A 26,060-nucleotide genomic window follows, 5' to 3' on the forward strand; every position below is an offset into this window, starting at 1 on the left:
GCCTTGTTCCTTATGCCTGTACCAGCGGGCCGGGGTTCTTCAGATACTGTTCACGAATGGCCTTGGCTGACCAGTAGCTCAGCGCTGCCACCATACCGGTCGGGTTGTAACCGAGGCCCTGCGGGAACGCAGACGCACCTGGCACAAACACGTTCGGCACATCCCAGCTCTGCAGGTAACGGTTCACGGCACTGGTTTTCGGATCTTCACCCATGATCGCCCCGCCACTCATGTGCGTGGTCTGGTACACGGTGGTATCGAAGTGGGTGCCCGGTCCTTTTGCGCCGCCGATGATCATTTTCGGGTTCATCGCTTCGGTGATCTTACGCATCTTGCCGACCATGAACTGTGCCATCTTGATGTCATTGTCCTGCCAGTCAAAGGTCATACGCAGCAGCGGCTGGCCGTAAACATCTTTGTAGTTCGGATCGAGATCGAGGTAGTTAGCGCGATAGGACTGGTGCGCACCGTGCGCATCCATCGAGATGTGATGGTTGTAGGTATCCGCCACCGCCGCTTTCCACTGACTGCCCCAGTTCGGCGTGCCCTTCGGCGTCGGTAATCCAGAAATCGGCTTGGTGCCCGCCTGGTTAACCCAGAACGGCGAGCCGCCGACAAAGCCATACGGACCGTGGTCGAAGTTATCGGCGTTGAAGTCATCCACCGCCACACCTGCACCGCCCGCACCAATGAATGGGTTGGTGGTCGTGTTCTTGTCGAACAGCGCCTTAAGGGTCGAAATGTTCTGGTAGGCAAAGTTACGCCCCACCACACCTTCATTGCTGATGGGGTTATATGGCTTGCCGATGCCTGACAGCAGCATCAAATGGACGTTGTGGAACTGGAAGGCCGAGAGGATCACCAGGTCCGCGGGCTGCACTACTTCACGGCCCTGACCATCAAGATAGGTCACACCGGTGGCGCGCTTCTTGTCATCGGTCAGATTCACACGCAGCACGTAGGAGTTGTTACGCAGTTCGAACTTCGGTTCCTGACGCAGTGCGGGCAGAATATTCACGTTTGGCGACGCCTTGGAGTACATGTAGCAGGCATAGCCGCTGCAGTAACCGCAGAAGTTGCACGGCCCCATCTGCGCGCCGTAGGTGTTGGTGTACGGACCCGAAGTGTTAGCAGACGGCATATCGTAGGGGTGATAACCCACTGATTCAGCCGCCTGAGCAAACAGTTGGGCCGAATAGGTGCGCTTCTGCGCGGGCAGCGGGAAATCGCTGGAACGATCAGGCGCGTAAGGGTTTCCGCCCTTTTCTTTACCCTGCAGCTTACCTTTAATCGACCAGGCGCTGCCGGAAGTACCAAACACTTTCTCAGCTTGATCAAAGAACGGCTCTAGCTCATCGTAGCTGACACCGAAATCCTGAATGGTCATGCCTTCCGGGATGAAGCTTTTGCCATAGCGCTGCTCATAGTGGCTACGCAGGTTCAGCTCAACCGGATCGACACGGAAGTGCACGCCCGACCAGTGCAGGCCCGCACCGCCGGTGCCGGTGCCCGGCAGAAACGCCGCCAGTTGACGATAAGGTACGGCGGTTTGCGACGCATCGTGACGGATAGTTACGGTGCTTTTCGACAAATCCTGGAACAGCTTTTTACGGATGTTATAGGTCAGTTCATCAATTGACTGCGGATAGGATCCATCGGGATAAGTATCACGATGCGGACCACGCTCCAGCGCCACAACGTTAAGACCGGCTTCAGTCAGCTCTTTCGCCATGATCGCCCCGGCCCAGCCGAAACCGACCACCACTGCGTCTACTTTTTTCAATTCATTTGCCACGGTTACGCCCTCTCCCCGCGAATATCCACTGACGGGAACGGATAACGTTCGCCGCGCTCTACCCAATCCATAAAGTCGGCACGTGCGCCTGGGAAGCCAATCAGCTTCCAGCCCACCATGCCTTGGTTGCCGCCATGGATCGGATCGCTGAAGTACCCCTCGCGGGTGTTCTGCAGCAGGAAGGAGAAGAAGGTTTTAGCCGCCAACTGAGGGAACTCGGCCTGACCGCTCTCAAAGGCGGTGAGTAGCGCGTCTTGTTGTTCACCGCTTAACTCGGCAAACACTTTGCCATGCTGCTTTTTGCTCCAGCTGTCCGCATCGGCAAGCCCCAGGCGATAAATCTGCTGCGGCACCAGCGGAGACTGGTAACCCAGCTCTTTCGGCAGATCGGGATTGAACGGCCCCTGCATATACCAGTTGCTACCGGTGGCGTAAGGGGTATTCATTTGACGATCGATAAACTCCGGCACACCGGCTTCCAGTGCGCCAGGACCGCGTTCATCATTCGGGATCAGGCGCGCAACGGCCGCTTTGAGGAAAGCGTACTCTTCTGCGGTAAACCAGTTTGGTTGGTAATCACGTGCCTGTTGCGGTGCGACAGGTTGCTCTGCTGCCCCAGCGGCCATTGGCACCACCAGCGCGCCCATCGCCGAACTGCCAACCGCCATTGCGGGTGCCAGGGTGATGGTTCTCAGCAGAAAATCCCTGCGACTATGACCATTTTTTTGTTCTGACATGACATTGCCTCAGTACCGCAGATGATGCGGCATGAAAGTTAAGTGATTGCGTTGTATTGTTTTTTTATGGGTGACTTAAGGGATACAGTGTTACTGTTACCGGTAACAATGCGCGTAGTGTAACACCTTCCCCGTTAATAATTTAGTTTCTCGAAACAAATGCGCACAAAATACTTAACAACTGATGGCAGCGCTTTACATCGCCGGGACGATGCTGTCATCGTCAGAAACAACCTACAAAAGACAGATCATGTCTATCAGGGTATAAAAGAGTACACACAACAGCGGAGTGCCTATGTTTAAGTCCTATTTTCCGCGGCCAGCGCTGTTTTTCAGCTCGGCAGCGATTTGGAGTTTGATTGCGATTTTTGCCTGGTTTGGCTTTGCCGATAATCTGCCTGCACTGTGGCCATCGCTACATGCAGCAATACAGCAGCCGTTGCCCACCAATGCTTCCCGTTTTATTCACCCGGCCCAGCTCTGGTTCTATGGCTATTACTGGATAATGGCGTCCATTTTCGCCCTTGCCTGGAAGGTGATTGATAACCATCCGTGGCAGCGCTGGTCAGTATGGGGCGCAGCCCTGATCATCTTCGTCACCTGGTTTGGGGTACAAGTCGGCGTGGCGGTCAACGCGTGGTATGGTCCGTTCTATGATTTAATCCAAAAAGCCTTAACCAAGGCAGGATCGGTACAAATTACCGAATTTTACCAGCAAGTTGTGGCGTTTTTGGGTATTGCACTCATTGCCGTCGTGATTGGCGTCATGAATTCGTTCTTCATCAGCCACTGGGTATTCCGCTGGCGTACTGCAATGAATAACTACTACATGCACAACTGGCAGCGCCTGCGTAAGGTCGAAGGTGCCGCACAGCGTGTGCAGGAAGACACCATGCGTTTTGCCAGCACGCTGGAAGACTGGGGCGTAAGTTTCATTCAAGCCATCATGACGCTTGTGGCCTTCCTGCCAGTGCTGATCGCGCTGTCACATCACGTCAAAGATATCCCGCTGTTGGGTAACATCCCTTACGCGCTGGTGATTGCTGCGGTGCTGTGGTCAGTGTTTGGCACCGGGCTGCTGGCGGTGGTGGGGATTAAATTACCGGGGCTGGAGTTCCGTAATCAGCGTGTGGAAGCCGCTTACCGTAAAGAGCTGGTATACGGTGAAGATAATGCTGACCGCGCGTCACCGCCGACGGTCAATGAGCTGTTCAGTCGCGTGCGCTTTAACTATTTCCGTCTTTACTTCCACTATTTGTACTTCAACATCACCCGCATTCTCTATCTGCAGGTCGATAACGTGTTCGGGCTGTTTTTGCTGTTTCCGTCAATCGTGGCAGGCACGATTACGCTGGGTTTACTCAACCAGATTACCAATGTGTTTGATCAGGTGCGCTCTTCGTTCCAGTACCTGATTTCCTCCTGGTCGACGCTGGTGGAGTTGATGTCGATTTATAAACGTCTGCGCAGTTTTGAGCAGATTCTGGCTGATATTCCGCATGATGAGATGATGCGCGAAGCAGCTGAGTAAGTGCGTGAGTGGGTGCGGTTTGATGTCCGCACCCCAACCCCTTAACCTGCCAGCACCGCGAACACTTTCTCAATGGCATACGCGCCAGGATCTTTCACTCCATCCAGACTCTGCTGATTCAGATACGCCGAACGGCCTGCTTTGGCGCTCTGCATTTGCGCGGTGGCATCCGCACCTTGTTGTGCCGCTTTCGCCGCGACTGCCAGCGACTCACCCGCCACCAGCGCTTCCAGTGCCGGTTGCAGTGCATCCACTAAGGTACGATGCCCCGGCTGCGCGCCGCCATAGTGCTTCATACGCTCCAGCCCATGCATCAACGCCTGCGGTAACGCGCTACCTTCTTCCAGCTGCTGGCCCGCGCTGGTGAACAGAATCGACATCAATACACCGCTCGATCCGCCCATTACCGTCGCGAGCTGCTCCCCGATCAACGCCATCAAGGTCGGTAACTCATCCAATGGCAGCTGCCTGTCACGCAAACCCCGCTGAATTTTTTTCGCGCCTGCGGCAAAAGTTGAACCGGTATCACCGTCGCCGACTTTGGCATCCAACGCGTTCAGCTCGCTCTCCAGATCGATCAGCGTTTGCGTCACACGATCAACGGTCGCAGCCACTTCCGCGTTTTCGGATGGATCGAAATCCAGCATGCTGCCCACTTTCTCTGCACTCTGCAAACTGATCGGCGCGAAGTCATAAACTGGCACCCAGCCGAGCACTTGCACTGGCGCATTTAAAGCCTCAAGGAACAGTTCTTCCAGCGCCAGCAGCGACAACGAGAAGCCCTTCATATCCAGGGCGCTCACCAGTGTTGCCGGGCCAATCAGATGGGTAACGCGGGCCGCCAGCGGTGACTGCAACACTTCACGTGTCAGCAATGCCAGCTCAAGCTGCGAGAACCCGCCGAGGTTGTTGATCAACAGTAGCGCCTGTTTACCGTCTGGCAATGCCTGCGCCAGTTTATCAGTCATGATACTGCTGATTTTGCGGCTGTTTTGTGTGTCCAGCGTCACCACGCCAGGCTCGCCATGAATGCCCATCCCCAGCTCGCTGTGGCCTACCGCCACACGGTCATCACGCGTTTCCCCCGGGATGTGGCACGTCGCGAATGCCAGACCAATCGAAGCGGTCGCATCGATGGCGCGTTGTGCCAGCGCCTGAACCTCTTCAAGTGAGTGCCCTTGCTCCGCGGCAAACCCGGCGATTTTGTGTACCAGCACGGTCCCGGCAATACCGCGCGGCTGCGGATTTTCCGGTAGCGCGATATCATCCTGAACCATAACGATTTCGACTTTATAACCGAGATTTTTCGCCTTCTCGGCAGCCAGGCCAAAGTTGAGGCGGTCGCCGGTGTAATTTTTCACAATCAGCAGGCAACCGGCCTCACCGGTGACGTTGATAATGGCGTTCAATACCGCATCCACACTCGGCGAGGCAAATATATCGCCGCACACCGCCGCCGTGAGCATGCCTTTACCGACGAAACCGGCATGCGCGGGTTCATGGCCCGATCCGCCACCTGAGATCAGCGCCACTTTGCTCTTATCCCAATCCGAACGCACCACCACGCGGATCTCATCACCAAGATCGAGGCGGCGTAAGTTGTGCCACGGCGTACTCAGCAAAACCCCTTCGATGGCTTCGTTGACCAGATCGCTCTTCTCATGCATAAAAAACTGGCTCATTGCTTCCTCTCCATTGGTGTTGTCGTCATAAAAGGTAGCGTAAAAGCGGGGAGGACTTCGCGACGAAAGCCAGGAAATGCAAAGGGCGGCACACGCCGCCCTTGAGTTTCAGATAACTACCGCTTACAGCGCGATGCGCAGTACGCTATCTGGGTTCTTCGGTGGCTCTTTACGGGTGCCAGGCTGCTTGATGCTGACAAACAGGGTTTTGCCATCGGCAGACAGCGCCAGGCTGTTTGGCAGGCCTGGGGCTTTGACCGTGCGCTTCACTTTGTAGGTGCTGGCGTCGATGATGCTGATCTCACCCGCTTTACGGTGCGTCACATACAGCTCGTTACGATCGGCATTGAACAGCACTGCCAGAGATTCTGGCACATCAATCTTATGGATCACTTGCTGAGTGCGCGCATCCAGCACCAGCACCTGAGGCTGCTTGGAGTCGCTCAGGAAGATACGGTGGCCTTTGGTGTCCAACGCAATGTTCAGGAAGAAGTGATCTTTTTCGCCATCAATTTTCTGGCGTTTTTCAATCGCGTTCAGACGCGTATTGATCGTCACCAGCTCGCCATCAGCGTTGGTCACGTACAGCTTCTGCGCAGCAGAATCGAGCGCCAGGCCAGTGCCCATCTTGCCGGTATTCGGCACGGTGCTGACCAGCTTCAGGGTTTTGCCATCCACCACCCACACCACACTCTGCTCACCCAAACCTGTGATATAGACGCGGTCAGTTGCGGCATCGGCCACCAGTTCACGCGGCTGCAGTGGGCGTACGCTCTCACTGCGCTTACGTGCATCCAGCACCAGCGAGTTGATCTCTTTCCCGCTCGTCGCATCCACGGCGGTGACCGCGGCATCACGGGTATTACCGAAGAACAGGGTATTGGTTTTCTGGTTGATGGTGGCACCAAAGGTTGGCAGTTCAGTGCTGATCGTCTGCTTCACCGCCAGATCCTGCGGGTCGAGACGATAAACAGTGCCGCCTTTGCTGCTGGCATTTTGCGCCGTGGCAACGAACAGCGCGTTATCGCTGTTGCTGAACGCCAGTTCGTAAGCACCTTTTGAGATCACCTGGTTCAGCGGCTGAGATTCGGCCGCCAGTACTGCAGAGGATGACAACAGGGCCGTTGCCAGCAGCAGCGGACGCAGCGCCCACGTTGTTTTATTCGCTTTCATAACTTCTCCATAGCAAAACCACCGCCTCTTGGCAGTGAAGTGAAAGCTCGACAGTGCAACCAATTTTATAAAGACAGCCCGAGGCGAGCTGACGAAGGATGATTTTTTTTGAGAATAGTAATCATTTCGTGGAGAAAGTGACAGGAATTTATCAGGTTACCAACGCCGCCAGGGCGCCCGGAGGCACCCTGTCAGCACAGAACGTTAACGCAGACTTATTTGGTCAGTTCGGCAGTCATGTGCACGCCGTTGTTGAAGTTGGCTTCAGTCACTTTATAGGAAGCACCAGCTTTATGCGCCTGAGCAGCGATTTGCGCTTCTGCACCATCAAGCGTTGAGGCACAGGCAGTCACGCTTTGCGCGAAGCTGGCGAATGGCAGAACAGACAGGGCAACAACAGCAGCAAAAGTTTTGATAGATTTCATGGTCAATTCCTCAGTCAATGTTTTATCAGATAAGGCGTCATCGCCTTGTTGAGATACATAGTAGGCTGATCATTGAGGAGTAAAAAGCGGAGAGATTTGCCAAAGTTATTCGATTAATTTGAAAGACAAAGGCACATTTGGATTAACCCTTGTGCAAAGGGTTAAAAATCCAGGTTTTAATGAATGGACGGGATTAATGACTGTGAATGGTGCGGTTGGTTTTGCGCGATAAATCGCGCCGCTACAGTAATGGAGGCTGCGAGCGGCCTGAAGGCCGCCCCTTACTGAAACCTTGACGTGCAAGACGGTAGCTATGCACATCCTGTATAGCGGCGCGATTCATTGCGCTAAAACGAATTTAACCGTGATGGCGTACCCGCGTGAAAATGGTGATGGCCGCTAACAGCATCAACACACCACTGGCCATGAACACGCCGCCAGCCCCTTGGAGGTCAAACATCCAGCCGCCTGCCGCTGCACCTGCGGTGATCGCCAACTGAATCGTCGCCACCAGCAGACCCCCACCGGACTCCGCATCATCCGGCACCGCACGGGAAATCCACGTTGACCAGCCGGTCGGCATCGAACCGAATGCCAGACCCCACATCGCCACACCCGCACCGACCAGCCAAGGCAGACTGCCAAAACTCACCAGCACCACAGCCGTGACGCTCATTACCAGCGCCATGCCAGTCAAGGTCAATGACACACTGCGCGTCACCAGGAAACCGGCCAGCGAAGTGCCGAAGAAGTTCGCCACACCGAATGCCAGTAACACCAGCGACAGCTGATTAATGTTGAGCTGGGCACTGCTCTCCAGGAACGGGCGCAGATAGGTAAAGAAGGCGAAGTGACCGGTAAACATCATGATCACTGCCAGCATACCCCAGCGCATCAGGCTGTTACGCAGCAGATCCAGCACCCCACCGCTGCGCGCTTTGTTCTCTGGCGGCATGGCTGGCAAGGTAAAGAATTGCCAGAACAGCGCCAGCACACCTAACACGCCGGTTAACAGGAAGATGTTGCGCCAGCCAATCAAACCGCCCAGATAGCTGCCCAAAGGCGCGGCAATAATGGTCGCCAGCGAAATACCGCTAAACACAATCGACAGTGCACGCGGCACCTGTTCTGGTGGCACCAATCGCATGGTGATGGCGGTGGAGAGCGTCCAGAAGCCGCCAATCGCCATGCCAAGCAGTACACGCGCCAGCAAGATCATCGGCAAGTTTTCAGCAAAAGCCACCAGCAGCGCCGACGCAATCAGTAACAGCGTGAAGGCCAGCATCACCATGCGACGGTCAAGGCGTCGCGTAATGTTACCGATCACCAGGCTAGTGAGCAGCGCCACCAGCGCCGTTACCGTCACCGTTTGCCCCGCCTGCCCTTCACTCACCTGCAGCGAGTCGGCAATCGGTGTCAGCAAACTGACCGGCAGAAACTCGGCGGTAATCAGGCCGAATACGCCAAAGGCCATGGCAAATACCGCACCCCATGCGGGTTTATCCACCGCTATACTTGTTTCGACAACTTCAGTATCCAGACTCATTTGCGATCCCCATCACAAAAATTCAGGTTGTAAGCATAGTGAGACAAAGCAAGACGATCTATGATACAAAAACTTTGTTTTTTGATTATTCGTCTGGATTCGTATGAGCCGCTATGAAGATCTGACCAGTGAACTGCTGATGGGTATGCGCTTGTATGGCGTGAAGTATCAGCGTATTGCCTTACATACTCCGTTTGGTTTGCAGTACGATGACGCGCCGGGTAAAGCTCAACTGCACTTTGTTGGCCGGGGCTCGTTGCTGATCCGCTCGGCATCTGGCGTGATCTATCCACTGCAAGCCGGCGATGCGCTGCTGATCCCCCACGGCAAAGCGCATGCATTAATTTCATCTGAAGACGCGATCTGCGAGCCGATCGGCACCTTTAACAGTAAGCCGATTTGCGGCAGCGTCTGTTCGATAGGCGACAGCGGCGAAGATTGCCCCGACGACAGCGATGTCATCCTGTTTAGCGCCTGCATGGCATTTGAACTCGGTGGCATGCAGCCGCTGGTGCATACCATGCCGGATGTGATGCTGGTGAGTACCCTGCTGGCACAGTACCCGGAAATCCAACCGATTCTGGATGCTATGGAGCGTGAAACCCGCGATCGTAAAGCCGGTTTTGCCGGGATTTTGTCCCGACTGGCGGATGTGGTGGCCGCGCAAATCGTTCGCGGCTGGGTGGAAAACGGCTGCGGCAAGGGCAGTGGCTTAGTGCAGGCATTGCGCGATCCGCGACTCAGCCAGGCAATGGCAGCCATGCACCGCGCACCAGGGGAAAACTGGACGGTGGAGCGGCTGGCGCGTGAATCAGGCAGCTCGCGCTCGGTGTTTGCCGCGCGTTTTCAGTCCGCCACGGGCATGACGCCGCTGCGCTATCTCACCGAGTTGCGCATGCGCCTGGCAGTTGAACGTATCGTGAATGAGGGTGAAGCGGTGGAAAGCGTGGCCTTCCACCTCGGTTACGGTTCACTGGCGGCGTTTAGCCGTGCCTTCAAGCGTATTGTCGGCTCGCCGCCCGGCGCGTTACGTGCCGCGCGCGAAACCCTTTAACGAAATACGCTGATGGCTTCCACCAGGCGGTTGGCTTGACGTGCCATCCGCCCTGAAGCCTCGGCGCTCTCTGCCACGCGGGCGGCGTTTTGATGCGTGATGTCATCCAGATCTTCCACCGCCGTACTGACTTCGCTCAGAGCGATGGATTGCTCAGCGGTAGCCGAACTGATTTGTGCGATCAGCGCGGTCACGTTTTGCACCTGGCCAACAATCTCCTGCATGGTACGGCCAGCCGCATCTGCGTGATCGCTGCCGGACTGCACGCGGCTGGCGCTGGTTTCGACCAGGGTTTTAATTTCGCTGGCGGCTTTGGCACTGCGTTGTGCCAGACTGCGCACTTCACCCGCGACCACGGCAAATCCTTTCCCCTGCTCACCGGCTCGCGCCGCTTCTACGGCGGCATTGAGTGCCAGAATGTTGGTCTGGAAGGCGATCCCGTCAATCACGCTGGTGATATTGGCGATACGCTTGGAGCTGTCAGCGATTTCCGCCATCATCCCCACCATCTCCTGCATCACTTCACCGCCTTTCAACGCCGCATGGCTGGTGTTCTCCGACAGGTTATTCACTTCACTGGCGGTATCGGTATTACTTTTCACCGTGGCGGTCATTTCATTCATGGTGGCCGCCGTTTGCTGCACATTGGCTGCGGCTTGTTCGGTACGACGACTCAACTCATCGTTGCTACGGGCAATCGCATCACTGGCGCTTAAGACGTTGATCGCCTGACCGCTGACATCATCCACCAGCCAGCGGAACATCAGGCCCAGCTGACCGATGGCGCGCAGGGTGATGCCGATTTCATCGACGCGATCCATCTGCTCCACTTTATGGCTGGCACCGGTCGCTACGCTCAGTGCCTGGCGGCAGATGCGCTCCATCGGGCGAGAAATTTGCTGCTCCAGCCACAGGCTGGCCAACAGCAGCAAGACAGCCATGCCACCGGTAAAGCAGCCGAGTTGCAGAGTGTTCATTCCCAGCAACGCCACCCCACCCACCGACAGCGGCAGCAGTGCCAGCAACGTGGAGCGGATGCGCCAGCGCAGCGGCATGGTTTTCAACAGGGAGCCAAACCGACGCCAGCCGGTGCCGATCAACAAGCCTTTGTGGAAACGGCGTCCTTTGGCACGCCCTTCTCGGAAATCGCGGTACAGCGCTTCCGTCTGGCGGATTTCCTCCACGGATGGCTTAGTGCGCACAGACATAAAGCCCTGAACTTTGCCTTCTCTTACCACCGGAATCGCGTTGGCACGCACCCAGTAGTGGTCGCCGTTCTTACGGCGATTTTTGACCAGTGCAGTCCAGGGTTCACCCTGTTTCAACGTTGCCCACATATCGGCGAAGGCTTCCGGCGGCATATCCGGATGACGCACCATATTATGCGGTTGGCCATTGACCTCATCCGGCTCGAACCCGCTGACCTCAATAAAAGCATCGTTGGCATAGGTGATGTAACTGTTGAGATCGGTGGTCGACATCAGCGTGGCGTCGTCGTCAAAAATAAACTCACGCTGAGTGATGGGCTGGTTGTTCCGCATGTGTGTTGTCCTTGCAAGATGCAGGCTAAAGGAAAAATCGATAATACTTTTTTACCTTTTCGGCAGCGCAAGGAGCGGGCTTTAGCACGAATAATTAATTTTCATCCTGAATTAAAGGCCAAACGGGTAATGTCCCTGTTTTTTATAGTGGAAAAGAATCAATAAAATTTCATTTAGGGTAAATGAAATCATTGTTTAGCTTGATGAGCAGAGTGCGCATCAATGCGCACTCTACGAAAACAGCTACATCCCTGTAGGGTCGTCGGCTAAAACTGCCACCTTACGCCCACGTTGTAGCGCCAGCCTTTGGCCCCGTTGCCGTTAATCTCTTTGCGATAATCAGCTTCGGCATACAGCGACACATCCTTTTGCAGCGTGGCGGTGCCGCCTGCGCCCACTTCCCACATCTGACCAAAGTGACCGCTGGTGAAGGTTGCCCCCAACGCAGGGTTATCCACTGAAGAGACGTTGGTCTCTGCCGTACCGCCCCAGCCTTTATAGAAATTCGCGCGCAGATAGGGGGTGTACTGACGTTGGCTGTCATCCGTCCAGGTACGATCGAGCCGTGCGCCCAGACGTCCGATGGTCTGGTGGTAATCGCCATAGCGCACTTTATTGCCATCCTGATCGGTAAAGTCATTCATGTTGAGCTTCATATACATCAACTGCGCCTGCGGCTCCAGTTTATAGCCATCGCCCAGGTCGAACGGATAGCCGCTCTCCAGTGAGGCGGTCCAACCGTGCGCCTTCAACTTCGCCTCTTGCTGCTGTCGCGCAATAGCCGTTTCGCCGCGATGCCAGTCAAACGAGAGCACGCCGTCCAGATAGAAACCGCTTTGACGCTGCCAGGTGCCGTAAAACGCCAGGCTGTCGCTGTCAAAGGTGGTGCTGCTGTAACCATCCGCCGCATCTGGGCGAATACGGGTGTTACCGCGCGTGTAGGCCAAACCACCGCGCAGGCTGTCTTTCTCCCCGTCGAGGCGCAAGAGGTTACCGCCCACCTGCACCGCACTGTAATCCAAATCAAAGTCGTAACCGTAATCAGTAAAACGCTGGTCACTTTTGTATTTCAGGTTTGAACCGATATAGCGCAGGAACATCTCGCCGCCCTCGCCCTCTGGCCGCGTCTGCTCATGGCGCAAGTCGCCAAGACGTTTATGCAGATCGTCAATGATCGCCGAGGTGTAATACGCCAGCCCGACCGGCGCAGAGATATACGAAGGCACCTGCGGCACCACGGCAGCACGCGCATCGTAGCTTTGACCGCTACCGAACGCATCGGTGATAAAGGTCGATGGGCAGCTGGCGCCGTCTTCGCAGACGTAATAATTTGCCAGTCGATAATCCCAGTAATTGTTGCCACTACCGCTGACCAAACGCTGGCTGGGGTCAGTGCTGCCCGGCGCAAAGGTGTAGAGCCGATACTGCCACGGCCCGGCACCGAGATAGCCGTCTTTCAGTGCAAAACTCTCCGGACTGGCGTTACCCGCCACCTGGGCCAGGGATATCCCTTCGTTGCCTTCAATCCCGCCGTTGCGGTTGAGATCGGTAAGCGCCCCAGTACTGCTGTCCGTCAGTTTCACATTCACCAGCGTGGTGCCGCTGGCGTTGCCCGTCACGTTGAGATGGTCAGTGAACTGGTTGCTCAGCGCGCCCCCCTCGTTGAGGTCGGTGATCAGGTTAAGCTGACCACCGCTGGATGCCAGTGACCCGTTGATGTTGAGCGTGTTGCCCGGCGACCCTGTGCCGTTGGTCAGATCCAACGTCCCCGCATTATTCACTGTGAGTGAGTCCGCCGTGCCGCCTGCCAGCGTCGGGTGCACATTATTACCGGCGTACAGTGTCGAATCCGCATCCACATTGATGGTGCTGTGTGCCAGATTGAGGTTATCGGTCAACGTCCACTGGGTGTTGGCGAAGTTGATAGTGCTCCAGCCGCTGCCCAGATTCACCCCTTTGTTGAGATCGTCTGCACTAAAGCTGCCGCCGCGTGAATCAATCTGGTTGAAAGTCAGGGTGTTGCCAGTACCGCTGCCGCTGGTGAGGTGATAAGTCGTACCCAGATCAACGTTGCTGACTTGCGCGCTGTTGTTGTTGTCATTCCCCATCGTCAGGCTGCCGTTAAGCGTGCCCCCCGTCCAACGAAATACATCAGATCCGCCGCCGGGATTGATATCGCCGCGCACCTCCCCCTCGGTCAACAGCACTTCATCATCGGCATTGCTTCCGGCCACCGCCACCGTCTGGGGATTGGCCGTAATGATCGATCCATAGTTCTCAAATATGGTTTTACCGCCACGCAAATCCACCACCGGAGACGTCAGGCTGTTGGAGGTAAAAGTACCGGTATTGGTGATGGTGCCCGCCGTGCTGGAAACCAGTGCCGAGCCACCTGCAGGGTTATCAATATTCACGTCAGCTGCGGTGGTCACATTACCGCTGGTGTTGGCACGGATCCCTGTGCCGCCTGCGCCGGTCACATTGAACTGATAGCCCGATCCCAGCGTTAAATCGCCACGGGTGGTCGATCCATCCGCATTGGCGATGTTCAGCCCGGTGCCGCTGCCCGACACATTAGTGGTCACGGTGGAGGCGGGATCAAAGGCCACGGCAGTGCGGATCCCGTTACCGTTGCCAACGTTGAGGGTGAGATTGCTCAGGCTGACATTGCTGAGTTCTGCACGGTTTTCGATACCGTTGCCGCTGCCGAGCACGTTGACCGTGGCATCGCTGGCGCTCAGTGCGGTCGCACCGGTATCCAGCAAAATGCCGTGCGCATTGCCGCGTGTCGTGATCACCGTGTCACTGCCGGTGAGCGCCAGCTGCGCGCCATCACTGATGCGCACGCCCGCTGCACCGTTATCCACGTTGATTACGCCGCCCTTAGCCAGGGTGCTGCCGCTGCCGGAGACATCCAGCCCAGTGCCACTCGCCACATTCACCGTGCCGTTGTTGGTTAAGGTGCTGCCGGCACGCGAGCGAATACCGATGTTATCGCTGCCGGTGAGATTCAGCGCACCATTGTTCACCAGCTCGGCACCGTTGGTGACATCAAAGCCGATGGCGTTGCTGCCTGCGCCGCTCAGATTGGCATTGCTGGTGACGGTAGTGGGTGCCGAGCTGCCATTCAGCGCATTGCTCAGGTCAGTGCGCAGATTATTCACCAGCACTCCCACCGCATTACTGCCGCTGAGATTGAGCGTGCTGCCGCTGGCCAGAGTGGCAGCTGCGCCCCCTTCGACCCGCACCGCGGTGCTGCCCTGCCCGCTGGCGGTGAAACGGGCATTGGCGCTGTTCAGGCTGCTACCACTCCCCGAAACAATCACGCCCGTGCTGTTCACGCCGCTGGTGGTCAGTGCCGTTGGGCTACTAAAGCTCAAGGCTGCACCATCATCAATGCGATATCCGGTGGAGTTTTGCGTGTTCACATCCAGTGCGTTCGCAGCCGAGTTGATGCGTGAACCATTGCCTGCGGCGTGATAAGCAATCTGATCGGTATTATTGAAAATCGGCGTAGAGCCTGCCGCAATATTCACCTGCGCGCCATTGATCGCCTCTGCGCCTATCGCGCCCGTGCCGTTAAGGTTCAAGGTGCCGCTGTTAAGATTGGCAATGGCCCGGCTGCCGCTGGCGCTGACACCCCGGCTACGATTCGTGGTGCTGCCACCATTGACATTGATGTTGCCGCTGTTATTGGCGGTGGTATTCGCCGTGCTGCCGCTGCTGTTGACCGCAATACCAGTACCACCATCATTGATGCTGATGTTACCGCTGTTGCTGCCAGTGGCACCGCTCTCTACCCGAATACCGGTGGCGTTTGCCCCGCTGAAATTGATGTCACCGGTGTTATTGAGTTGCGCACGATTGCGCGCCAGATAACCCACCAATCCGGTTTGTGATGAGCTGAGTGCGGCGGCTGAACTCAGGCGGGTGCCGGTAACGGGAGCACCACTGTTACTGCCCGCCAGGGTATGTTTTTGCCCATCCACAATCGCGCCGATGGCATTGTTGCCGGTCAGATTGATGGTGGTGGCATTGTCGATAGTGCCGGTGGCTCCGCCTTCGATATTGACCCCCGTGGCACCCGCGCCGCTGACATTAAGCGTGGCGTTGCGCGTATTCACCTCCGTGCCCCCCGTGCCGCTGCCATTCACCGCCACCGAACCCGCGCCTGATGCGGTGAGAGACAGGTCGGTACCATCAAAATCTGCACCCTGCTCGACGCGGAACAGGGTTGAATTGGCGGTGGTGACATTGAAGGGATTATTGCCCGCGACGTTGATCAGCGCATTGGGGCCATAGGCGAAGAAGGCGATCTGATTGCTGCCATTGCTAAAGGAGGGAATGGCATTTGCCGCCACGTTCACCGTGGCATTGCCGCGCGCATGCACGCCAATCGCGCCGTTACCACTGAGGTTCACCGGACCATCAATGTCTGCGCTGGCTTGGCCGGTTCCCTGACCTTCAACCCAGACGCCAAAGTTGCGCGTTCCGCTCGCCGGATCGGCCCCACCCGCAACGTTAATGGTGCCCGTGGAGTTGGCCGATGCGCTGTTGCCATTGGTCGCCACCACTTTCACGCCGGTACCGTTGACGCCGTTGAGATTGATGGTGCCGCTGTTGTCGATATTTCCGCTGCTATTGGTCACCGACATGCCGACGTTTTCACGCGGTACCGTTGCTGCGGCACCGTTCACATCAATGGTGCCGTTGTTCAGCATCGTGACATTGTTGGCACCTGAGGCCGACATGCCTGCTGCATTCTGTACTTTTGAACCGATAACAATGTTGCCGTTGTTGGTGGCGCTGCCGTTGGCCACCAACGCGATGCCACTGGTCAGGCCGCTCTGATTCATCGCCGTATCCGCGACGTTATCCGTCAGGCTGTTCTGTGGACCCCGGCCGATATAAATCTGCCCATCGGCCGTATTGGTAAACGTGGACGTTGGGGTGGTCAACAAAACCCCAGAGGCGGTACCACTGGCACTGGAACCATTAACGCCAACGTTGATGTTGCCGCTGTTGTTGGATGTGGCGTTATCCTCCAATCGAATCCCCGCCACACCGTACTGCGAATTGCTACCGATGGTGGCCAGGTTGACGATGCCATTATTGTTGAACTCACTGCCGCTCTGCACCAGCACGCCGTTAGCGCCATAGCCGGTAGAACCAATGCCGGTACCATCCTGGCGATTCAGGAAACCACCGTTAATCACGCCAGTGGCGCTGGTGCTGCCGTTGCTGCCGCCCGCCAGCACCAGCGCTGTACCGTTGTTAGCGATCGTGCCTCGACTGGCGAGCTTGCCATCAATCACCGCCTGCGCACCGTTTGACGCTTTAATTGCGCCGCCCGTCGAACCAACCACCTCCAGCGTTTTACCCGCCGCCAGATTGACGCGCGCGTTTGCGCCATCGGCATTCACCACGATGCGATTGCCTATATGCTGAGTCACTTCATCCGGGGGCGTGGCGCTGACGTCGTAAACAATATTGCCGTTGGTCACGGTGACGGCCTTGTTGAAGTCGGTCAGATAGTTGGCTTTATCGAGATTGCCTGATTGCAGTTGGCTGATCAGCCAGTTGTTATAGGTTTGTAGCTCACTGGCGCTGGTGACCGAGAAGGTGTGGTTGGCACCGTCCAGCGTTTGCACACTGAAACTGCCGTTGTACGTCGCGAGATTTTGCACCTGAAACGTTTGCGTGGCTCCTGCGCCGTCAGGGGTGGCGGCAGTGCCAAAGAAGCTGATGCGATTGTTGGAATTCCAGTTCAGCGTGCTGTCGCTACCTACCTGAAACAGCGTGGTCTGTTTGGCAGCCATGCTCCAACTGTTGGTGCTGGCGCTGCTAGCAGCATTCGGCTGGCCGATGTTCACATCAAGTGAACCTCCATTAGAGACATCCGCGACCCGTGCGTTGATGTATTGATCGCCGTTCACATTCACCACATCGGGCACGGCAGTGTCTGAGGTCACGGGCGCTTGTGCCACCAGGCTGGCGGAGTTGTAAACCTGGAAGGTGGTATTACCGCCCGTAGTGGGATCAGGCACCGTAATGGCAAAGTTCTGCGGCCCAGGATTGAGGCGCGTCTGGTTGAGGAACTGCGCACCCGAGGTGATATTCACCTGAGCCAGGCTTGAACTCACTGAGCCGTCGGTACCCGGTGCAAAATCCGGGTTACCGGTCAAGGTTTCGCTCGTGCCACTCACATCAATATTCTGCTCACCAAAGAGGTTGTCATTGACCTGCGGTGAATAGCTCCCCAATGTTACCGCTTGTGCACTGATATAGGGATAAAACAGTGCCTGTGCCGCTAATATTCCGATGGCGATCGGATTTAATTTGAACTTCATACTTCCTCCGGTGGGCGTGCAGCGTCCACGCTGTTATTGCAACAGCGTTAAATTCATCGCGAGGGGATAAAGCGGCAGGAATAACACCAACCCCGATGAGCAATTAATTTCTGAGAACCACTGTGTGAAGAAAGTACGGCGCAGCGAAAAAGAGACAGAACTGTTGTTATAGATTAATTGGCTTTAGGTATAGACTTTTCTGCCATGAGAAGCAAAAGGCAATTGCAGCTAACCTATTGTCACAATGAGGAAATAAATGCGAGGCGGGATAAATTATTGGCAATATTTAATTCCGCAGATAATCAACTGTTAGCACGCTAAGTTGTTAATAATTTCTTTATTTTTTCTTAGCGTTTTATTTACGATTGGCACGGCAAGACGCAGGTCGATCGTGCCAAGGTAAACGATACGGCGAAATGCAAAAGTGTGACCTGCATCACGCTTCATTGGCGCAAATCAGGCACTCCTGAAGCGGCATGATTTATCGCTCATCCTTTCTTCGAGGCCAAAAGTGCGCACCCTACAAAAACCGCGCACGATCGTCGTAGGGTTGCCATTGATGGCGACCGAAAAGCGCTTAACTGACTAGCCTGACGCCATAACTCGCGCCGCTACGGGATTAACTCAGATCCACATCCTTGGTGCCGCCCCACCAGGTAAACGCAAAACCGCCGACCCACGCGACGATTAACCCCACCAGATACACCGCCATCCCGGCAAAGATACCTTGCGATGAGGTCATCAAAGGCAGCGTCACTAATCCTGATGGACCAAACACGGTATTCATCCCCACTGGCAAACCCAGCCATGCCACCAATCCAATGAAGAACCCGCCCAGCGCACCGCCACAGCAGGCGGTAATAAACGGCTTTAAACGCGGCAGCGTGACGCCATAAATCAGTGGCTCACCGACACCTAACAAGCCGGGGACGATCGCGCCTTTGATCTGTTTTCGCAGTAAGGAGTGTTTATCAGCTTTACACCACAGCGCGATGGATGCACCCACTTGCCCGGCTCCCGCCATCGCCAGAATGGGGAATAATGAGTTGAAGCCCTGCGTTTCCATCAGTGCGAAATAGACCGGAATAAAGCCTTGATGAATACCGAACATGACCGCAATTAAAAACAATCCGGCCAAAATGGCGCAACCGAATGGATTGTTATTTAGATGGATAAACAGCCACGACATGCCCTTAAATAACTCACCGCCGATGGGCATAATCACCATAAAGGTCACCGCGCCGGTAATTAATAACGTGAGTAATGATGTCAAAATCATATCGAGATTATCCGGGATAATCTTGCGCAACTGTTTCTCTATCCAGGCTCCAAATATCGCAGCCAGTAATACGCCAATAATATTGCCACGTGGGTCAATTGCCATGCCGAAGAAGTCCGACATGCCACTGTAATATCCTACCGTGGCTTTTGGCACATAACCCAGTACAAACAGCGAGGCGATAATCGCGCCATTCACGCCGGAGCCGCCAAATGCTTTCTGCGCGTTGTAGCCAATCAGAATGCTCAGGAAGGTGAACAGTCCCTTGCCGAACACTTTCATGTAGGCCACGGTATCCAGCAGCCACTGCGCATGATCGCCCGGCTGATTGAGATGAAAAATCTGCTCAATCAGCGTAGCAAACCCCAGCAGCAAACCGGCACCAATAAAGCCGGGAATAAGTGGGGTAAAAATGGTGGCAAAGCAGGAGAGAAAACGGTGCAGCGCGCTGGTCTGTTTCGCTTTCATTTGCTGTTTCTGCGCCGCCGCAATCTGGCTCAGATCGCCTGGCGCAGCAGGCTCACTGCTATTCAGTAGCAGCTGCATTTTCTCCGCCGCCGTTTGTGCTTTTCCGGGGCCGAGCACAATTTGCAGTTGCGCATCACTGTCAATCACACCCAGCACACCGGGCAGCGTTTTCAACCGCGCGTGATCCGCCCGCGACGCATCCGCCAGCGTCAGACGCAGGCGCGTCATGCAATGACCACACTGCACTACATTCGGTGCGCCACCTACTGCCTGCAAGATATCCTGCAATAAACCTTCGGTGATGGCGGCCATTATTCGGCCCCTGCTTCACGCAACGCACGACGAATGAAGCCGCTGTTCTGATTGAGCAGCGCCTTAGCCTCACTGGCATCCAGCCCCGCCAGCACCATGACAATTGCGGTTTTACAGTGCCCCTGACATGCGCTCAGCGCCTGCTGTGCGATGGCATCATCGCAGTCAGTGGCTTGCTTGACGATATTGATCTGGCGCTGAACCAGCTTCTGGTTAGTGGCTTCAACATCCACCATCAGGTTGCCATACACCTTGCCGCTGCGGATCATCGCACCGGTGGTCAGCATATTGAGCACCAGCTTCTGTGCCGTGCCCGCTTTCATCCGTGATGAACCCGTCACCACTTCCGGCCCGACCACCGGCGTCAGTGCCACATCGGCGGCTTGTGACATCGGGCTATTTGGGTTGCAAGTCAAAGCAGCGCTGAATGCGCCCTGCTGTTTCGCATAGGCCAATGCACCCAGCACGTACGGCGTGCGCCCGCTGGCAGCAATACCGACTAACACATCATGGGCATGGAAATCGATATCCTTAAGATCCTGCGCACCCTGTTCGTGGTTATCTTCCGCATTTTCCACCGCCTGCAAAATCGCAGTGTGACCACCCGCAATCAGCCCCACCACCTGCGAGCGCGGCGTGCCGAACGTGGGCGGGCATTCGCTGGCATCAAGAATGCCCAAACGGCCAGATGTGCCGGCACCGCAATAGATCAAGCGGCCACCTTTACTGAAGGCCAGGGTGATGGCATCTACCACTTGTGCAATCTGCGGGACGATTGCTTCTACCGCCAACGCCACTTTCTTATCTTCGTCATTGATGACGCGTAGCATCGCTTCGGTGGAGAGTTCATCAATATTCTGGCTTGCGGGGTTACGGCCTTCGGTGATCATCTGGCTGAGGTCGATCTGCATCATGCACTCCTGTGAAAGAATAATTTATTCTGAAAACTATACACCATTTAGAATTGTTAATTCCTGCCGGGTGACGCCGATTTTTGTGATTCTGCGCAAACGGGTATAAAAAAACCCGCCAAAAGGCTAATGCTTGTTAGTTAAGAACTCAGGCTGCTTATTGATAAGTGGCCTTTCTTTTCTGTGCGGGCTCTGCCGCCACTACTGCCCCCTCTGGGCCGTCCTCGCGCCGCTGAAGCGGTGCCTTCGACTTCCACGTCGTGCCGGACGGACCGTTCGCGGATGACCATCCATGGTCGGCCGCGAACTGCCCCACGCCTCCCCGCGTGGGGCTCCTGGCCCAACGTAAAAGTCTCAGCGCTGCGGATAGCCCTGAGGGTGCAGCAGAGGCGTCATAGCCTCAGGCAATGTGCCCTTTTTGACAACCCGCACTGAAGCTGATGAGCTGGCTGGGGCCGCACCGGGGCAGGCATCCGCAGCGCTGAACGGAATGAGTATGCCAGGAGAGCCCGCAGGACGCGGGCGAAAGGTGGCGCTGGGACATGGATGTTCCATCGGCACCGGTCCGTTAAGGCAGACGAGTGAAGTGAAGGCACCGCATAGCGGCGCGAGGACCGCCAGCCCCGGTGCGGCTCCAGACGGCGTTATCGTCTGTCGCCTAACTGGCAAGCATTACGCCAAAAGGCGGGTTTAGCTTAGTGCGCCGTTAATGGTGACCTGCGAGTTCTCTGCGCGCTAACTCAGCGAGAAATCCGCTACGTGATGCGTATTCACGATGCGATTCGACATAACTATCAATTTTACTGAGTAAATTTTGAGGCAGGGTGATATTCAACTTTACCGCTTTGCCCTCGTAGCGACTTAAGTCAATGTCGACAAATGCCCAGAATCCACCTTGACAGGCCTCATCCTGGATGTGGGTTTCAATGTCTACAGTTTTAGGGATGGGCTTACCCGCATCGGCTAACGATTCTACATGCACGTCGATAGCGCTAAAGGCATCATTTAATGCATCGTCTATGCTTCTGCCGGCAAAAAAACATCCCTCTACATCCGTCACAAAACCTGACCAACTGTTGTCTTCTGTCTTATGCAGGTAAACGGGGAATCTCATGGTGAATCATATTTTAATAGGGGTGGTTATGGTGGGTATTGATTTAAGCAAGAATGATGCACCGGAAACTACAAGATTGAGCTTGGATTGCATTAAAAAACCCGCCAAAAGGCGGGTTTAGATAATGACACCGTAATGGCGACTTAAGGCATTAACTGGCTTTTTGCGTGCGCAGTTGCAGCTCGTAAGCCTCGGCTTGCTGGGTGTCGAACTGGTTTTCCCAGCGCGCGATCACCAGCACTGCCAGTGCATTACCAATCACGTTCAGTGCGGTACGCGCCATGTCCATGATACGGTCAACACCGGCGATAAACGCCAAACCTTCCAGCGGAATACCGACGCTTCCCAGCGTTGCCAACAGCACAACAAATGAGACGCCTGGCACGCCAGCGATCCCTTTTGAGGTCACCATCAGCGTCAGAACCAAGATGATCTCATCGGTCAGTGACAAGTCGATACCATACAGCTGTGCGATAAAGATCGCCGCGATGCTCTGATACAGCGTTGAACCGTCAAGGTTGAAGGAATATCCGGTTGGCACCACGAAACTGGTGATGGCTTTTGGCGCACCGTAGGCTTCCATTTTCTGCATGATGCGTGGCAGCACGGTCTCAGAACTGGAGGTGGAGTAAGCCAGAATCAGCTCATCTTTCAGAATGCGCATCAACGTGGTAATTCGCAGCTTACAGAAGCGCGCCACGCCGCCCAGCACCACAAAGGCAAAGAACAGAATCGCCACGTAAACCAGTAATACCAGCTTGGCCAACGGATAAAGCGAGGCAAAACCAAAGTTGGCAATGGTCACCGCGATCAGCGCAAATACACCCACCGGCGCATAACGCATGATCATGTGCGTCACTTTAAACATGGTTTCAGAAATCGAACGGAACACGGTGACCAGCGGATCGCGATGCTCAGATGGCAGCGCTGATAAGCCCATACCAAACAGTACCGAGAAGAAGATGATTGGCAGCATGTCACCCTTCACCAATGAGGCAAAGATGTTCTGCGGGATCAGCGACAGGATGGTTGTCACCAGTCCGTGAGGGGCACCTTGTACCGCTTCGGTTGTGGCTTCGTATTTAGAGATGTCCACCGTTGCCAGCGTTGACATATCAATGCCGCTGCCGGGTTGGAATACGTTGGCCAGCGTGATGCCGACCACAATGGCAATGGTGGTGATCACTTCAAAATAGATAATGGTTTTGACACCAATACGTCCGAGCTTTTTCGCATCACCGACGCCAGCAATGCCGACAATCAGGGAGGAAATCACAATCGGCACCACAATCATCTTGATCAGATGAATGAAAATGTCGCCTGCAGGAGTAAGAATGTTAGTGATTAACCATTCACGATCGTCTGGCTGATTATGCAGCACGGTTCCGACTACGATGCCGAGAATCAGGGCAATCAAAATTTGCCAGGCAAGGGTGAGCTTAAAACCTTTCATAACGCGTTATTTTCCTCAGTAAAAACCCCTTTGCTCTGCTGCGATGGTGCAGAAGATTTGACACACAGGGAAGTGAGCAAAAGCCCGATAAAATAGAGGGTTATATTGGACTGCATCCTTAACCACTGTGCGCGGCATTTTGCGCCTGCGCGATGATGCAGCCTGAGTGGATACCTGCTGAACAGGGGCGAGATAAGTACCATTTTCACTGCGGTAATTGCAACCCCTGGGGGCTTAGCGTAATTCCTGTGCAGGTGAGTAGCATAAAATGCTGGCATTTACTTTTAGTCATAACTCGCTGTTATGAAAAGTGTTAATTCGATAATTTTCCGCATAGCTATTCAATATCGGGCAAAAAACCCTCCGGCGCGTTTGCTGATTATTTAACCAGCGACAACGTCTGATTCCGCGAAAAGCAACAGATTGGGTCTCATTTGTTTCGGTGATGAACAGTATGAATTCGGGCACTTTTCAGGCATACAAAAGGTCGTGATCCAGACTACAAAACAGAAACAAAGCCAGATCGCGCTCTTTAATTAACCTTTGATTGACATATGATTAACATCTTCAAGGAGGTCAGCCATGAGCCAAATACATAAGCATCCTGTACCCGCTGCCGTCGCAGCGAATGCCCTGATTAACGCCGATCAGTATGCGGCGCTGTATCAACAATCGGTTGACGATCCCGACGCCTTTTGGGGTGAACAAGGCAAAATCCTCGACTGGATTAAGCCCTACAGCAAGGTGAAAAACACCTCATTTGCCCCAGGCAATATTTCGATTCGCTGGTATGAAGACGGTGCGCTGAACCTCGCCGCCAACTGCCTTGATCGCCATTTACAGACGCGTGGCGATCACCCCGCCATTATCTGGGAAGGCGATGACGCCAGCGAAAGCAAAACCATTACGTTCCGCGAACTGCATGGCGATGTATGCCGCTTTGCCAATGTGCTGCTGAGCCTCGGCGTGAAGAAAGGCGACGTGGTCGCCATTTATATGCCGATGGTGCCGGAAGCGGCAGTAGCGATGCTGGCGTGTGCGCGCATTGGTGCCGTGCATTCGGTGATCTTCGGTGGCTTCTCACCCGAAGCGGTCGCCGGTCGCGTGGTCGATTCCAACGCCAAACTGGTGATCACTGCCGACGAAGGGGTGCGCGCAGGACGCAGCATTCCACTGAAGAAAAACGTCGACGATGCGCTGAGTAACCCAAGCGTCACCAGCGTGAAAAACGTGGTGGTGTTTAAACGCACCGGTAAAGACACCGGCTGGCGCGAAGGACGCGATCTGTGGTGGCATGATCTGGTGGCCAAGGCCAGCGATCAGCACGAACCGGTGGCGGTCGAAGCCGAGCATCCGCTGTTTATCCTTTATACCTCTGGTTCCACCGGTAAGCCAAAAGGGGTGCTACACACCACTGGCGGCTATCTGGTGTATGCGGCCAGCACCTTCAAATATGTGTTTGATTACCATCCAGATGATGTGTACTGGTGCACCGCCGATGTGGGCTGGATCACCGGTCACAGCTATTTGATTTACGGCCCGTTAGCGTGCGGTGCCACCACCCTGATGTTTGAAGGCGTGCCGAACTGGCCGAAGCCGAGCCGCATGGCGGAAGTGGTCGACAAACATAAAGTGACCCTGCTGTACACCGCGCCAACCGCCATTCGCGCCCTGATGGCCGAAGGCGATAAAGCGATTGAAGGTACCAGCCGCAGCAGCCTGCGCATCATGGGATCGGTGGGTGAGCCGATTAACCCGGAAGCCTGGGAGTGGTATTACAAAAAGATTGGCGACAGCCGTTGCCCGATCGTGGATACCTGGTGGCAGACTGAAACCGGTGGCTTCATGATTACTCCACTGCCGGGTGCGATTGAGCTGAAAGCCGGCTCCGCGACCAAGCCGTTCTTTGGCGTACAGCCCGCGCTGGTGGATAACGAAGGTAATCCGCTGGAAGGCGCCACAGAAGGCAACCTGGTGATCAACGACTCCTGGCCAGGTCAGGCGCGTACGCTGTTTGGCGATCACGAGCGCTTTGAACAAACCTACTTCTCCACCTTCAAAAATCGCTACTTCAGCGGTGACGGCGCACGCCGTGATGAAGATGGCTATTACTGGATTACGGGCCGCGTCGATGACGTGTTGAACGTCTCTGGCCACCGTCTGGGTACCGCTGAGATTGAATCGGCGCTGGTGTCACATCCGAAGATTGCAGAAGCTGCCGTGGTGGGTATTCCCCACAGCATTAAAGGCCAGGCAATCTATGCTTATATTACGCTGAACCACGGCGAAGAGCCGTCGCCAGAGCTGTATACCGAAGTGCGCAACTGGGTACGAAAAGAGATTGGCCCGATTGCCACGCCGGATGTCCTGCACTGGACTGACTCGCTGCCGAAAACCCGCTCCGGCAAGATTATGCGTCGTATTCTGCGCAAAATCGCCGCAGGCGATACCAGTAATCTCGGCGATACCTCAACGCTGGCCGATCCGGGCGTGGTTGAGAAATTGCTGGAGGAGAAACAATCCATCACCATGCCTTAATCGGCATCGACGCGACGGAGAGTGTCAGCCTGTCCACGGCAGGCTACTCTCCGTCACCCCCTCCTTACGCCGTACGCTTTCCAGCATCGCAAAACCTTACATAATTATAAAATTCAGAAAGATAAATCACTTAACCGTGAGTTATCTGCCT

Annotated in this window: 15 protein-coding genes; 3 read left to right on the forward strand and 12 right to left on the reverse strand. The window is 55.3% G+C overall.

Annotated elements, in window-relative coordinates; all coding sequences use genetic code 11:
- Positions 1-10: 10 nt before the first annotated feature.
- Positions 11-1,795: a GMC family oxidoreductase gene (locus LK04_RS17095; protein ID WP_059109816.1), complete on the reverse strand. Its 1,785-nt coding sequence runs from the start codon at positions 1,793-1,795 to the stop codon at positions 11-13.
- A 2-nt stretch (positions 1,796-1,797) separates the two neighbouring features.
- Positions 1,798-2,532: a gluconate 2-dehydrogenase subunit 3 family protein gene (locus tag LK04_RS17100; protein ID WP_039330378.1), complete on the reverse strand. Its 735-nt coding sequence runs from the start codon at positions 2,530-2,532 to the stop codon at positions 1,798-1,800.
- 295 nt (positions 2,533-2,827) lie between these two features.
- Here LK04_RS17100 and sbmA point away from each other — a divergent pair, with 295 nt between their 5' ends.
- On the forward strand, positions 2,828-4,063 hold the full coding sequence (sbmA, locus tag LK04_RS17105) for a peptide antibiotic transporter SbmA (RefSeq protein WP_039330380.1): 1,236 nt from the start codon (positions 2,828-2,830) through the stop codon (positions 4,061-4,063).
- Between the two features lie 41 nt (positions 4,064-4,104).
- Here the strand turns inward: sbmA and LK04_RS17110 are convergent, their stop codons facing one another.
- The 4 genes from LK04_RS17110 to LK04_RS17125 all read right to left on the reverse strand — a co-directional run bounded on the left by LK04_RS17110 (position 4,105) and on the right by LK04_RS17125 (position 8,889).
- On the reverse strand, positions 4,105-5,745 hold the full coding sequence (locus tag LK04_RS17110) for a dihydroxyacetone kinase subunit DhaK (protein ID WP_039330382.1): 1,641 nt from the start codon (positions 5,743-5,745) through the stop codon (positions 4,105-4,107).
- A gap of 123 nt (positions 5,746-5,868) precedes the next feature.
- On the reverse strand, positions 5,869-6,918 hold the full coding sequence (locus LK04_RS17115; protein WP_039330384.1) for a YncE family protein: 1,050 nt from the start codon (positions 6,916-6,918) through the stop codon (positions 5,869-5,871).
- Positions 6,919-7,133: 215 nt separating this feature from the next.
- Positions 7,134-7,343 (reverse strand): DUF1471 domain-containing protein, encoded by a 210-nt coding sequence (locus tag LK04_RS17120; RefSeq protein WP_039330385.1) that lies wholly within the window; start codon positions 7,341-7,343, stop codon positions 7,134-7,136.
- A gap of 358 nt (positions 7,344-7,701) precedes the next feature.
- A complete protein-coding gene (locus LK04_RS17125; protein WP_039330386.1) occupies positions 7,702-8,889 on the reverse strand; it encodes an MFS transporter in 1,188 nt (395 codons plus the stop codon).
- 103 nt (positions 8,890-8,992) lie between these two features.
- On the opposite strand from LK04_RS17125, the gene LK04_RS17130 reads away from it, so the two are divergent.
- Positions 8,993-9,943, forward strand: a complete 951-nt coding sequence (locus LK04_RS17130) for an AraC family transcriptional regulator (protein ID WP_039330389.1) — start codon at positions 8,993-8,995, stop codon at positions 9,941-9,943.
- On the opposite strand, the gene LK04_RS17135 is transcribed toward LK04_RS17130, so the two are convergent.
- From LK04_RS17135 to gltP, 6 genes are all read right to left on the reverse strand, one after another.
- Entirely contained in the window at positions 9,940-11,484 is a 1,545-nt protein-coding gene (locus LK04_RS17135) for a PAS domain-containing methyl-accepting chemotaxis protein (protein ID WP_039330391.1), read from the reverse strand. The genes LK04_RS17130 and LK04_RS17135 overlap by 4 nt on opposite strands.
- Positions 11,485-11,750: 266 nt before the next feature.
- A complete protein-coding gene (locus LK04_RS17140; protein ID WP_039330393.1) occupies positions 11,751-17,834 on the reverse strand; it encodes an autotransporter outer membrane beta-barrel domain-containing protein in 6,084 nt (2,027 codons plus the stop codon).
- 619 nt (positions 17,835-18,453) lie between these two features.
- Positions 18,454-19,893: a PTS N-acetylmuramic acid transporter subunit IIBC gene (gene murP / locus LK04_RS17145; RefSeq protein WP_039330395.1), complete on the reverse strand. Its 1,440-nt coding sequence runs from the start codon at positions 19,891-19,893 to the stop codon at positions 18,454-18,456.
- Positions 19,893-20,804 carry an N-acetylmuramic acid 6-phosphate etherase gene (gene murQ, locus LK04_RS17150; protein ID WP_039330397.1) on the reverse strand — a complete coding sequence of 304 codons (912 nt, stop codon included), beginning with the start codon at positions 20,802-20,804 and terminating at the stop codon, positions 19,893-19,895. The genes murP and murQ overlap by 1 nt, the downstream gene beginning before the upstream one ends.
- Before the next feature lie 706 nt (positions 20,805-21,510).
- Positions 21,511-21,918 carry a type II toxin-antitoxin system HicB family antitoxin gene (locus LK04_RS17155; protein ID WP_039336184.1) on the reverse strand — a complete coding sequence of 136 codons (408 nt, stop codon included), beginning with the start codon at positions 21,916-21,918 and terminating at the stop codon, positions 21,511-21,513.
- Between the two features lie 151 nt (positions 21,919-22,069).
- Positions 22,070-23,371 carry a glutamate/aspartate:proton symporter GltP gene (gene gltP, locus LK04_RS17160; protein WP_039336186.1) on the reverse strand — a complete coding sequence of 434 codons (1,302 nt, stop codon included), beginning with the start codon at positions 23,369-23,371 and terminating at the stop codon, positions 22,070-22,072.
- Between the two features lie 582 nt (positions 23,372-23,953).
- Between gltP and acs the strand changes: the two genes are divergently transcribed.
- A complete protein-coding gene (gene acs / locus LK04_RS17165; RefSeq protein ID WP_039336188.1) occupies positions 23,954-25,909 on the forward strand; it encodes an acetate--CoA ligase in 1,956 nt (651 codons plus the stop codon).
- Positions 25,910-26,060: the final 151 nt, after the last annotated feature.

Origin of the sequence: Pantoea vagans (assembly GCF_001506165.1) — a bacterium.
In the GTDB taxonomy this organism is placed as follows: Bacteria; Pseudomonadota; Gammaproteobacteria; order Enterobacterales; family Enterobacteriaceae; genus Pantoea; species Pantoea vagans_C.

Coding starts and splice junctions, on each gene's coding strand:
- LK04_RS17135 (WP_039330391.1), bottom strand. CDS start 11,484: ATGCGGAACAACCAGCCCATCACTCAGCGTGAGTTTATTTTTGACGAC.
- murP (WP_039330395.1), bottom strand. CDS start 19,893: ATGGCCGCCATCACCGAAGGTTTATTGCAGGATATCTTGCAGGCAGTA.
- acs (WP_039336188.1), top strand. CDS start 23,954: ATGAGCCAAATACATAAGCATCCTGTACCCGCTGCCGTCGCAGCGAAT.
- gltP (WP_039336186.1), bottom strand. CDS start 23,371: ATGAAAGGTTTTAAGCTCACCCTTGCCTGGCAAATTTTGATTGCCCTG.
- LK04_RS17110 (WP_039330382.1), bottom strand. CDS start 5,745: ATGAGCCAGTTTTTTATGCATGAGAAGAGCGATCTGGTCAACGAAGCC.
- LK04_RS17155 (WP_039336184.1), bottom strand. CDS start 21,918: ATGAGATTCCCCGTTTACCTGCATAAGACAGAAGACAACAGTTGGTCA.
- murQ (WP_039330397.1), bottom strand. CDS start 20,804: ATGCAGATCGACCTCAGCCAGATGATCACCGAAGGCCGTAACCCCGCA.
- sbmA (WP_039330380.1), top strand. CDS start 2,828: ATGTTTAAGTCCTATTTTCCGCGGCCAGCGCTGTTTTTCAGCTCGGCA.
- LK04_RS17100 (WP_039330378.1), bottom strand. CDS start 2,532: ATGTCAGAACAAAAAAATGGTCATAGTCGCAGGGATTTTCTGCTGAGA.
- LK04_RS17130 (WP_039330389.1), top strand. CDS start 8,993: ATGAGCCGCTATGAAGATCTGACCAGTGAACTGCTGATGGGTATGCGC.
- LK04_RS17140 (WP_039330393.1), bottom strand. CDS start 17,834: ATGAAGTTCAAATTAAATCCGATCGCCATCGGAATATTAGCGGCACAG.
- LK04_RS17120 (WP_039330385.1), bottom strand. CDS start 7,343: ATGAAATCTATCAAAACTTTTGCTGCTGTTGTTGCCCTGTCTGTTCTG.
- LK04_RS17115 (WP_039330384.1), bottom strand. CDS start 6,918: ATGAAAGCGAATAAAACAACGTGGGCGCTGCGTCCGCTGCTGCTGGCA.
- LK04_RS17125 (WP_039330386.1), bottom strand. CDS start 8,889: ATGAGTCTGGATACTGAAGTTGTCGAAACAAGTATAGCGGTGGATAAA.